Source organism: Streptomyces sp. NPDC047079 (assembly GCF_040643755.1).
GTDB lineage: Bacteria > Actinomycetota > Actinomycetes > Streptomycetales > Streptomycetaceae > Streptomyces.
The window spans coordinates 54,145-65,536 of the sequence record NZ_JBEYUZ010000009.1; the positions used below are offsets into that span (position 1 = coordinate 54,145).

The window sequence follows — 11,392 nt, forward strand, 5'->3', positions numbered from 1 at the left end:
AACGGTCGGCCATAGAATTGGCCCACCATGGCATACCTCGACCACGCCGCGACCACCCCGATGCTCCCCGAGGCGGCAGAGGCACTGGCCGCCCAGTTGGCAGTCACCGGCAACGCCTCCTCGCTGCACGCATCCGGCCGCCGCGCGAGGCGTACCGTCGAAGAGGCCCGCGAGACCCTCGCCGAAGCCCTCGGCGCCCGCCCCAGCGAGGTCGTCTTCACCTCCGGTGGCACCGAGGCCGACAACCTCGCCGTCAAGGGTCTGTACTGGGCCCGCCGCAACGCCGACCCGGCCCGCACCCGGGTCCTGGCCAGCCCCGTCGAACACCACGCGGTCCTCGACGCGGTGCACTGGCTCGGCGAACACGAGGGCGCCACGGTCGAGTACCTGCCCGTCGACTCCAGCGGCCGCGTCCGCCCGGAGGACCTGCGCGAAGCCATCGCCCGTAACCCCGGCGATGTCGCCCTGGCCACGGTCATGTGGGCCAACAACGAGATCGGCACGGTCATGCCGGTCCGTGAACTCGCCGACGCGGCGGGCGAGTTCGACATCCCGCTGCACGCGGACGCGGTCCAGGCCTTCGGCCAGGTTCCGGTCGACTTCGAGGCCTCCGGCCTCGCCGCCATGACGGTCTCAGGCCACAAGATCGGCGGCCCGTACGGCATCGGCGCGCTGGTCCTCGGCCGCGAGTACAGCCCGGTACCCGTGCTGCACGGCGGCGGTCAGGAGCGCCATGTGCGCTCCGGCACCCTCGACGTACCGGCCATCGCCTCCTTCGCGGTTGCCGGACGGCTCGCCTCCGAGCAGCGCGAGTGGTTCGCCCGGGAGATCGGCGCCCTGCGCGACGCCCTGGTCGGCGCCGTCCGTACGGCGGTCCCGGACGCCATCCTCGGCGGGGACCCGGTGGACCGGCTCCCCGCCAACGCCCACTTCACCTTCCCCGGCTGTGAAGGCGACTCCCTGCTCCTGCTGCTGGACGCGCAGGGCATCGAGTGCTCCACGGGCTCCGCCTGCACCGCCGGGGTGGCCCAGCCGAGCCATGTGCTGCTCGCCACCGGCGCCGACCCGGACCTCGCCCGCGGCACCCTCCGCTTCTCCCTCGGCCACACCTCCACGGAGGCGGACGTGGAGGCCGTCGCGAAGGCGATCGGCCCCGCGGTGGAGCGTGCGCGCAGCGCCGGGCTGACCTGAGCGGCCTCTTCCCGTCTCAACGGATAGCGGCCTCGTCCCGCCTCAACGGATACTCGCGAGCTCGCGGCGCCGGATGCCCCGTACTCTTGAAGGGCTATGACTGACACCCCGCAGCGCCCCCTCCGCGTCCTCGCCGCCATGTCCGGCGGAGTCGACTCCGCCGTCGCCGCCGCCCGCGCCGCCGAAGCGGGTCACGACGTGACCGGCGTCCACCTCGCGCTGTCCGCGAACCCGCAGTCGTTCCGCACGGGCGCGCGCGGCTGCTGCACCATCGAGGACTCGCGCGACGCCCGCCGCGCCGCGGACGTCATCGGCATCCCGTTCTACGTCTGGGACCTCGCCGAGCGGTTCCGCGAGGACGTGGTCGAGGACTTCGTCGCCGAGTACGAGGCCGGACGGACCCCCAACCCGTGCCTGCGCTGCAACGAGAAGATCAAGTTCTCGGCGCTGCTCGACAAGGCCCTCGCGCTCGGCTTCGACGCCGTCTGCACGGGCCACTACGCGAAGGTCGTCACCCTCGACGACGGCACCCGCGAGCTGCACCGCGCCTCCGACATGGCCAAGGACCAGTCGTACGTCCTCGGTGTGCTCGACGAGAGGCAGCTGGCCCACGCGATGTTCCCGCTCGGCGACACGGTCACCACCAAGGAGGAGATCCGCGCAGAGGCCGAGCGCCGGGGCCTCGCGGTCGCCAAGAAGCCCGACTCGCACGACATCTGCTTCATCGCGGACGGCGACACCCAGGGCTTCCTGGCCAAGCGGCTCGGCAAGACCGAGGGCGACATCGTCGACGAGTCCGGCAGCAAGGTGGGCACGCACGAGGGCGCCTACGGCTTCACGATCGGCCAGCGCAAGGGCCTCAGGATCGGCACCCCGGCGCCCGACGGTAAGCCGCGCTACGTCCTCGACATCTCGCCGGTCACCAACACCGTGACGGTGGGCCCGGCGTCCGGCCTGGACGTCAGTGCCCTGACCGCCGTCAAGCCCCGCTGGTGCGGCACCGCCCCGGCCGGCCCCGGCGCCTACACGGCCCAGCTGCGCGCCCACGGCGGCGAGAGCGAGGTCACCGCGGAACTCGTCGGCGGCGAGCTGCGGGTCACCTTCGACGAGCCCGTCCGCGGCGTCGCCCCCGGCCAGGCGATCGTCCTGTACGACGGCACGCGCGTGGTGGGTTCCGCGACGATCGCGTCGACGACGCGCGCGACGACCGCGGTGGCATGACCCCCGGGCACCAGTGCCCCAAAAGGCACCGTTCGCCCCGTCGCGACGCCCGGCACGCTCCCCCACGCTCGACTTCTCTCGCGCGGTCGGTGCCCCCATCGGCGCACCTACCAGAGCACGCACCGGACGCCGCTCCTTGACGGGCAAACGTCGCCTGCCGGGGCACTAACTCCCGAAGAACTCCGCCAGCACCGGAGCGAGCACCTGGGGCTCCACCATGTGGTTCTGGTCCTTCAGCGTGCGGTACGTGCCCCGGGGTGCCGCCTGGGCGACCGCCTCGGCCGCCCTGCGCAGCCACTCGGGACTCGCGCCGCCCGCGGCGGACAGCAGGGGGACGGTGATCGAGGCCAGCCGCTCCCGGGGCACGAGTCCGTCGCCCATCACCGCGTTGTCGTAGGCGAGGGTCGGCGCGATCGCCTCCATGTCCGCCCACATGGGGGACTGGCGGGCGCTCGTGATCACCTCGGGAGACAGGCCGGTGAGCCGCAGGAACAGCTCCACCGCGTCCCCGCGCCGGCCCTGCTCGAGCGCCTCGGTGAGATTCTCGGTGTACTCCGCGCGTTCCGGCTCACCGCCCCCGTAGTCGGCGTACGGCGTCTCGTAGACGGCCACCCGGCGCACCGGCAGCCCGCTCGCCGCCGCCTCGAGCGCCAGCGCGCCGCCGGACGAGACGCCGTAGAGCGAGGCCTCGCCGCCCGCCGCGTCGATGAGCGCCGCGAGGTCCTCGACCTCGCGGGCCACCGCGTACGGGCCGGTGTCGCCGCTCTCGCCGCGGCCCCTGCGGTCGTACACGATGACACCGAAGCGGTCCAAGAGGCGCGCGGCCAGGGGCGCCACCGTGGCGCCCGTGGACATCGCGCCGCTCACCAGGATGACCGCCGGGCCCTGTCCGGTGCGTTCGTACGCGATGCGGGTGCCGTCGCGCGACATGGTCTGCTTGTCCATGTCTGTGAGACTGCCCCAGGGCGCGGGATTAGTCCCTCACGACACCTCCACTTCGTAGAAGCAGAGGTGGTCCTTGATCCGGGCGACATCCGGCTTCGGGTCGGGGTACGCCCACACGAGGTCCGCCGCGTCCGGCAGCGACCAGTACGACGCCGTCCCCTTGAAGGGGCAGTGGGTGTGGGTCTCGGACGGGGTCAGGAGGTCCGTGCGGACGTCCTCGGCGGGGATGTAGTACCGAGCGGGACAACCGGTCTCGCGCAATACGAGGGCGCGGTCGCTCTCCGCCAGGACCTGTCCGCCGTGCACCACGCGCACGTGCCGGTCGCCTTGCTCGATGGTGATCGTGTGTCCTTCGGCCATACCTGAACAGCGTGCGCGGGGCCCCGGTTCTTCCCGCGTACGGTTGCAGGATGAATATCTGCGTCTTCCTCTCCGCCGCCGATCTCGCCGACCGCTACACACGTCCCGCGCGTGAGTTCGGGGAACTGCTGGCCAAGGGCGGGCACACCCTCGTATGGGGCGGCTCCGACGTCGGTCTCATGAAGGTGGTCGCCGACGGGGCGCAGGAGGCCGGCGGCAGGCTCGTGGGCGTCTCCGTACGGTTCCTGGCGGCCAAGGCCCGGGCGGGCACCGACGAGATGGTGGTCGCCGAGGACCTCGCCGAGCGCAAGAGGCTGCTCCTGGAGAAGGCCGACGCGGTCGTGATCATGGTCGGCGGGACCGGGACGCTCGACGAGGCGACCGAGATCCTGGAGCTGAAGAAGCACGGGCACACCGACAAGCCGGTCGTCCTCCTGAACACGGCGGGTTTCTACGACGGCCTCAAGGAGCAGTTCCGGCGCATGGATGACGAGGGCTTCCTGCCGCGCCCGCTCACGGAGCTGGTGTTCTTCGCGGAGGAACCGGTGGGTGCGCTGGCGTATCTGGAGGAGCCGCTCGGGATCCGCTAGCACCCGGGTGCGAGCATGGCGGACATGGCTACTCATGTGATCACCGGAGCGGGTTCCGGCATCGGCGCGGCCGTGGCCCGTCGCCTGCACGCGCGCGGGGACGATCTCGTGCTCCACGCGCGCGACGCGGGCAGGGCGAAGGAACTCGCCGCCGAGTTCCCCGGGGCGACGACCCTGGTGGGCGACCTGGCCGACCCGGACAAGCTGTCCTGGGCGTTCTCCCACCAGACCCTGCCGGACCGGGTGGACTCCCTGCTGCACATCGCGGGTGTGGTCGATCTCGGCTCGGTGAGCGAGCTGACCCCCAAGTCCTGGCGCCACCAGCTGAACGTCAACCTGATCGCCCCCGCCGAGCTGACCCGCCACTTTCTGCCCCAGCTGCGCGCCTCGCGGGGCCACGTCCTGTTCGTGAACTCCGGCGCGGGCCTGAACGCGCACGCGCAGTGGTCGGCGTACGCGGCCTCCAAGCACGGCCTGAAGGCCCTCGCGGACTCCCTGCGCCAGGAGGAGCACGCCGGCGGCGTCCGGGTCACCTCGGTCTACCCCGGCCGCACCGCGACCCCCATGCAGGCCAAGGTCCACCAGCAGGAGGGCAAGCCGTACGCACCGTCCGGATGGATCGACCCGGAGTCGGTCGCGACGACGATCCTGATGTGCCTGGACCTGCCGAGGGACGCCGAGGTCAACGACCTGACGGTGCGGCCGGGGGCGTAGCCCTGGCACCGCCGGGTCTGGGGGCGGAGCCCCCGGTGTGGCGGCCCGCGACCGGGCGCCCCACGGAGGGACCGGCGCCAGGGACGCCCTCGCCCCCGGAGGGCCTAGGCTGCACCGGTGAGTGAAAACAGCCTGTTCAGGTTCGGTGGCGCCACCGGCATCGGGTCCATGCCCGGCGAGGACGCCCGGGAGGCCGCCAAGACCGTCACCGGAAGCCTCGAGGACTTCCCGTTCCTTGCCGAGCTGCCCGCCCGGGGACCCGGCGCGGACATGATCGGGCGGACCGCCGGGATGCTCGTCGACCTGTACGCGCGCGTGGAACCCAGCGGCTGGCGGTTCGGGGACCGGCCCGGGCGGGACACCCGGCGGGCCCGCTCCTGGCTGGGCGAGGACCTGGACGCCCTGGAGGAGTTCACCCAGGGGTACGAGGGGCCGCTGAAGGTGCAGGCGGTGGGTCCCTGGACGCTCGCCTCGGCCCTGGAGCTGAGGAACGGCGAGGCCACGCTCTCCGACCCCGGCGCCTGCCGCGATCTCGCCGCCTCCCTCGCGGAGGGGCTGCGGCTCCATCTCGAGGAGGTGCGGCGCCGCGTACCGGGTGCCCTGCCGGTCCTCCAGCTCGACGAGCCGTCCCTGACCGCGGTACTGCGCGGGCAGGTGAGGACCGCCAGCGGCTACCGGACGCACCGCGCCGTCGACCGGCAGATCGTCGAGTCCACGCTGCGGGACGTCGTCGCGGCGCACGCGGACGGCCCGGTCGTCGTCCACTCGTGCGCACCGGACGTGCCCTTCGCCCTGCTGCGCCGGGCGGGTGCCGCCGCCGTCTCCTTCGACCTCTCGCTCCTCACCGAGCGTGACGACGAGGCGATCGGGGAGGCGGTGGAAGGAGGTACCCGGCTCTTCGCCGGGATCGTGCCGGGCACGGACGGCCCATTGTCAGACCCTGCCGGTAGCGTCATGGGTGTCAGGACGCTGTGGCGCAGGCTGGGCCTGCGTCCGGGGCTTCTCGCGGAGGCGGTCACGGTCACCCCGACGTGCGGGCTCGCGGGCGCTTCCCCGGAGTACGCCCGCAGGGCGCTCGCCCACTGCGTCCGGGCGGCGAGATCCCTCGCGGACAACCCAGAGTAACGGGAGGACAACACGGTGGCCGGCGACAAGCAAGCGGAGACGACGGTGCCCGCCGAGGCGCGGGAGCAGCACGCGCAGCTCGCTGAGCAGATCGAGGAGCACCGCTTCCGGTACTACGTGAAGGACGCTCCCGTCATCAGCGACGCGGAGTTCGACCGGCTCATGCGCGCCGTGGAGACGCTCGAGGAGCAGTATCCCGAGCTGCGCACCCCCGACTCTCCCACACAGAAGGTCGCGGGGGCGTACGAGACGGAGTTCACGGCCGTCGAGCACCGCGAGCGGATGCTCTCCCTCGACAACGCCTTCGACGACGCGGAGCTCGCAGCCTGGGCCGACCGGGTCGCCAAGGAGGTCGGCACCTCCGCTTACCACTTCCTGTGCGAGCTGAAGGTCGACGGCCTCGCGGTCAACCTCACCTACGAGCACGGCCGCCTCACACGCGCGGCGACCCGCGGAGACGGCCGCACCGGCGAGGACATCACCCCCAATGTCCGTACGATCGCGGAGATTCCGGACCGCCTCAAGGGTGACCGCGTCCCCGACCTCGTGGAGATCCGGGGCGAGGTCTACTTCCCGATGGAGAAGTTCGAGGAGCTCAACGCCCGTCTGGTCGAGGGCGGCGACAAGCCCTTCGCCAACCCGCGCAACGCGGCGGCGGGTTCCCTGCGGCAGAAGGACCCGCGCGTCACGGCCACCCGCCCGCTGCACATGGTGGTGCACGGCATCGGCGCCCTGGCAGGCTTCGAGGACGGTCTCACCCGTCTCTCCCAGGCGTACGACCTGCTGCACTCCTGGGGTCTGCCCACCGCCAAGCACAACAAGGTGGTCGACGACCTCGACGGCGTACGCGAGTTCATCGCCTACTTCGGTGAGCACCGCCACTCCGTGGAGCACGAGATCGACGGGGTCGTCGTCAAGCTCGACGAGATCCCCCTCCAGGGACGCCTGGGATCCACCTCGCGCGCCCCGCGCTGGGCGATCGCGTACAAGTACGCGCCCGAGGAGGTCAACACCAAGCTCGTCAACATCCGCGTGGGCGTGGGCCGTACGGGCAGGGTCACACCGTACGCGCAGGTCGAGCCGGTCACGGTCGCGGGCTCCGAGGTCGAGTTCGCCACCCTGCACAACCAGGACGTCGTCAAGGCCAAGGGCGTGCTCATCGGCGACACGGTCGTGCTACGCAAGGCCGGTGACGTCATCCCGGAGATCCTCGGCCCGGTCGTCGACCTGCGGGACGGCACCGAGCGCGAGTTCGTGATGCCGTCCGAGTGCCCCGAGTGCGGTACGCCGCTGCGGCCCATGAAGGAGGGGGACGTCGACCTCCGCTGCCCGAACGCGCGGACCTGCCCGGCCCAGCTGCGCGAGCGTCTGTTCTATCTGGCCGGCCGCAAGGCGCTGGACATCGAGCACTTCGGATACGTGGCAGCCGCCGCCCTCACCAAGCCGCTGGAGCCCACCGAGCCGCCACTGAGGGACGAGGGCGACCTCTTCGACCTCACCGTCGAACAGCTGCTGCCCATCAAGGCGTACGTCCTGGACCAGGACAGTGGCCTGCCCAAGCGCGACCCGAAAACGGGCGAGGAGAAGATCGCCACGGTCTTCGCCAACCAGCAGGGCGAACCCAAGAAGAACGCCCTCGCGATGCTGGAGAACATCGCGGCCGCCAGGCAGCGCCCGCTCGCGCGTGTCCTGACCGGTCTGTCGATCCGTCATGTGGGCCCGGTCGCGGCCGAGGCCCTGGCCCGTGCCTTCCGCTCCATCGACCGCATCGACCAGGCCACCGAGGAGGAGCTGAAGAACACGGACGGTGTGGGGGAGATCGTCGCGCGCTCCGTCAAGGAGTGGTTCGCCGAGGACTGGCACCGCGAGATCATCCGCAAGTGGAGGGCCGCGGGCGTCCGTATGGAGGACGAGGGATCGGCAAAGGACGAGGGCCCGCGCCCGCTGGAGGGACTCACCGTCGTCGTCACCGGCACGCTCGAACACTTCACCCGCGACGGAGCCAAGGACGCCCTGCAGAGCCGCGGAGCGAAAGTGACCGGTTCCGTCTCGAAGAAGACGTCCTTCGTCGTCGTCGGTGAGAACCCGGGATCGAAACACGACAAGGCCATGCAGTTGAAGGTCCCCGTGCTCGACGAGGACGGATTCACCGTCCTGTTGGAGCAGGGACCGGACGCGGCGACGGAAGTGGCCCTTCCGATTGGGGAGTAGTGGTTGAAGGCCACCCGTTCTGCGCATATCAGATGCATAGGGTGGCCGGGTTGTATTCGGGCAACCGTCGACGACCGCTGCCCGTGAAAGCCTTCTGCGGCCTACTGTTGAGGTGTGCGCCTGCCGTGCCCGGACGCGTGGTGGGTTTTCAGACGCGGTGCCGTTGACGGTTCGTCGGGCAGCGGGCCGCGTGGCGTGGGCACCGCCGGCTGTGAGAGGGACGGGAATGGAACCGACCGAGAGCGCCCCCTCGGACTCACGGCTGCGCCTACGCCGGATGTCCGGCGCCTGGAGGGTGTGCCGCCGCACCGCGCGGACACCGCGCCGCACGCACGGCCCGGGCATCGCGCCGGGCACGCTGCTCCCGGGCATCACGGCTGCGGCGGGCCCCGCGGACCGCCCCCAAGTCCCCCCGGGGAACCTCCCGGCCGTCATCCCCGCCCAGGCCGCCGCCCCCGGCCCCCGTCCGCTGCCCGCCGGGCTGCCGCCCGGCCCGCCCGGTCCGGACGGCGAGGGGGAGGGGTCCCGGCCCGTGCTGCCCAGGGCGGTCGTCGCCGCGGCCGTCGGTGTCCTCGGCGCCGGCCTCTACCGTGCGTTCGACGCGCACCACGCGCTCTTCCCGTCCGGCACCGTCGGCTGGTCCCTGGCCGTGCTCACCGGCATCATCGTCGGTCATCTGGTCGCGCTCGGCCGCGTGCGCTGGTGGGGCGGCACGGGTTCCGGCGCCGCCCTCACGCTCGCCGTCCTGCTGCTGTACGGCTGGGTGCCCGCCGGAATGGTCAGCCTCACCGTCGTAGCGCTGGTCGGCGCGGCCCGGCCCGGCCGCCGGCGCCAGGGCGCCCTGCAGGGCGCGGTCGACCTCCTCGGCATCGGCGCCGGAGCGCTCGTCCTCGCCGTCTTCGGACGCGTCCCGACCATCGAGGACCCCTGGATTCCGCAGAGCTGGACCCTCTACACCGCGCCCCAGGTCGTCCTCGTCGCCGCCGCGTACCTCGTGGTGACCCGGCTGCTGCTGTGGTACCTCCAGGTGCCACGGGCCGGAGGACTGCCCACGGTCGCCCGCTCCGCCCTGGTCAGGCAGGGAATCCTCGCCGTCGCCCTGCTCGGTATCGCCCCGCTGATCTGCGTCGTCGCCGTCGCGCTTCCCGTCCTGCTGCCCCTGTTCGCCATCCCGCTCATCGCGCTGGACTCCACCCTGTGGATAGCCCGGGCCCGGGCCGAGGAACAGCTGCGCGACCCGCTGACCGGACTGCCCAACCGGCAGTGGCTGCTGGAGCGCACCTGGGCGGCGCTCGACGACGCCGAGCGGATCGGCGCGCGGGCCGCCCTGATGCTGATCGACCTCGACCGCTTCCGGTCGGTGAACGACACGCTCGGTCATCTCGCCGGCGACCGGCTGCTCCTGCAGATAGCCGAGCGGCTGCGCCTCGCGCTGCCGCGCGGGGCGGAGGCGGCGCGCCTCGGAGGGGACGAGTTCGCCGTGTTACTGCCCGTCGCGGACTCCACGACGTCCGCGTCACGGGCGGCCCGCAACCTGGTCGCCGCGCTCGGCTCCCCGCTCGACCTCGACGGACTCACGCTGGTTCTGGAGGCCAGCGCCGGGGTCGCCGTCTTCCCCGAGCACGCGCTGGACGCGGAGGGGCTGTTGCAGCGGGCGGATGTCGCGATGTACCAGGCGAAGCGGGACCGTACGGGGGTCGAGGTGTACGAGTCCAAGCGGGACTCCAACACCCCGGACCGGCTCGGGCTGCTGGGGGATCTGCGACGCGCGCTGGACGCCCACGAGGTGGAGCTGCACTACCAGCCCAAGGTGCGCTTCGACGGGCAGGTCGCCGGGCTGGAGGCGCTCGTGCGGTGGGTGCACCCCGAGCGCGGGAAGGTGCCGCCGGACGAGTTCATCGCGATCGCGGAGTCGTCGGGGCTGATGCCGCACCTGACGGAGTACGTGCTCGAGACGGCGCTCGGACAGGTGGCGCGCTGGCGGGCACAGGGGCTGCGGGTCCCGGTGGCCGTAAATGTATCGCCCCGGGACGTACACACGCCCGGTTTCGCGGGCGCGGTGGCCGCGCGGCTGGCGCGGCACGGGGTCCCACCGGGGGCGCTGCAACTGGAGATCACGGAGCATGTGCTCCTGGAGGACCCGCAGCGGGCCGCGGACACGCTGGCCGCGCTGGCCGGGCACGGCGTGAAGATGTCGCTGGACGACTTCGGGACGGGGTATTCGTCGCTGGTCCATCTGCGGCGGCTGCCGGTGAGCGAGCTGAAGATCGACCGTTCGTTCGTGGCGCGGCTCGCGGTGGACGCGGAGGACGCGGAGATCGTGCGCTGCACGGTGGACCTGGCGCATTCGCTGGGCCTGCTCGTCGTCGCGGAGGGGGTCGAGGACGACGAGACCTGGGAGCGGCTGCGGGACCTGCGGTGCGACGCGGTCCAGGGCTGGCTGGTCGCGGCCGCGATGCCGCCGGACGAGACGACGGCGTGGCTACGGGCACGAGGCGCCCGAGGCTGGCAACGCCCGAGGGCCGCACTTCCCGCGGCGGCCACGGACGAGTAGCACCCCGCGCCCCCCCCCAGCCGCGCGGTCGGTGGGCCGCGTGGGAGGCGGGCGGGCTCACCCCTCGTGCGTCTGTGCGGCCCCGCCGTGGTCGGGTGCGGCCAAACCCATGCGCGGGCACCCGGGCTCGCGCCATAGGATTGGGCCCAAACCACACACACTCACCCCAGAGGATCGCTGCATGCCTGGCATCACGCGCGAGGAGGTCGCCCACCTCGCCCGGCTGGCGCGTCTGGAGCTGAAGCCCGAAGAGCTTGACCACTTCGCCGGCCAGCTCGACGACATCATCGGCGCGGTCGCCCGCGTCAGCGAGGTCGCCGACCAAGACGTACCGCCGACCTCCCACCCGCTGCCCCTGACGAACGTCATGCGCGCGGACGAGGTCCGTCCCTCGCTCACCCCCGAGCAGGCGCTGTCCGGCGCCCCTGCCCAGGAGCAGCAGCGTTTCAAGGTGCCGCAGATCCTGGGGGAGGAGTAGCCC

10 protein-coding genes are annotated in these 11,392 nt (G+C 72.2%); 8 read left to right on the plus strand and 2 right to left on the minus strand.

Annotated features, from left to right (window positions below):
• The first annotated feature begins 27 nt into the window (after positions 1-27).
• Together ABZ823_RS14685 and mnmA are read left to right on the plus strand one after the other, a co-directional pair.
• Entirely contained in the window at positions 28-1,191 is a 1,164-nt protein-coding gene (locus ABZ823_RS14685; protein ID WP_361658878.1) for a cysteine desulfurase family protein, read from the plus strand.
• 96 nt (positions 1,192-1,287) lie between these two features.
• A complete protein-coding gene (gene mnmA, locus ABZ823_RS14690) occupies positions 1,288-2,412 on the plus strand; it encodes a tRNA 2-thiouridine(34) synthase MnmA (RefSeq protein ID WP_361658881.1) in 1,125 nt (374 codons plus the stop codon).
• Positions 2,413-2,577: 165 nt separating this feature from the next.
• On the opposite strand, the gene ABZ823_RS14695 is transcribed toward mnmA, so the two are convergent.
• Together ABZ823_RS14695 and ABZ823_RS14700 are read right to left on the minus strand one after the other, a co-directional pair.
• Positions 2,578-3,357, minus strand: a complete 780-nt coding sequence (locus ABZ823_RS14695; protein WP_361658884.1) for an alpha/beta fold hydrolase — start codon at positions 3,355-3,357, stop codon at positions 2,578-2,580.
• A 36-nt stretch (positions 3,358-3,393) separates the two neighbouring features.
• Positions 3,394-3,717 carry a DUF427 domain-containing protein gene (locus ABZ823_RS14700; RefSeq protein WP_361658887.1) on the minus strand — a complete coding sequence of 108 codons (324 nt, stop codon included), beginning with the start codon at positions 3,715-3,717 and terminating at the stop codon, positions 3,394-3,396.
• Positions 3,718-3,767: 50 nt separating this feature from the next.
• On the opposite strand from ABZ823_RS14700, the gene ABZ823_RS14705 reads away from it, so the two are divergent.
• From ABZ823_RS14705 to gatC, 6 genes are all read left to right on the plus strand, one after another.
• Positions 3,768-4,307 carry a TIGR00730 family Rossman fold protein gene (locus tag ABZ823_RS14705; RefSeq protein ID WP_361658890.1) on the plus strand — a complete coding sequence of 180 codons (540 nt, stop codon included), beginning with the start codon at positions 3,768-3,770 and terminating at the stop codon, positions 4,305-4,307.
• 15 nt (positions 4,308-4,322) lie between these two features.
• Entirely contained in the window at positions 4,323-5,021 is a 699-nt protein-coding gene (locus tag ABZ823_RS14710; protein ID WP_361658892.1) for an SDR family oxidoreductase, read from the plus strand.
• Between the two features lie 117 nt (positions 5,022-5,138).
• Positions 5,139-6,146, plus strand: a complete 1,008-nt coding sequence (locus ABZ823_RS14715) for a methionine synthase (protein ID WP_361658895.1) — start codon at positions 5,139-5,141, stop codon at positions 6,144-6,146.
• 15 nt (positions 6,147-6,161) lie between these two features.
• Positions 6,162-8,357 carry an NAD-dependent DNA ligase LigA gene (ligA, locus tag ABZ823_RS14720; protein ID WP_361658897.1) on the plus strand — a complete coding sequence of 732 codons (2,196 nt, stop codon included), beginning with the start codon at positions 6,162-6,164 and terminating at the stop codon, positions 8,355-8,357.
• A 226-nt stretch (positions 8,358-8,583) separates the two neighbouring features.
• Positions 8,584-10,911 (plus strand): bifunctional diguanylate cyclase/phosphodiesterase, encoded by a 2,328-nt coding sequence (locus ABZ823_RS14725; RefSeq protein WP_361658900.1) that lies wholly within the window; start codon positions 8,584-8,586, stop codon positions 10,909-10,911.
• 181 nt (positions 10,912-11,092) lie between these two features.
• The gene (gene gatC, locus ABZ823_RS14730; RefSeq protein WP_006130840.1) at positions 11,093-11,389 is read left to right on the plus strand and encodes an Asp-tRNA(Asn)/Glu-tRNA(Gln) amidotransferase subunit GatC; all 297 of its coding nucleotides are present in this window, start codon (positions 11,093-11,095) and stop codon (positions 11,387-11,389) included.
• The last annotated feature ends 3 nt before the right edge of the window (positions 11,390-11,392 follow it).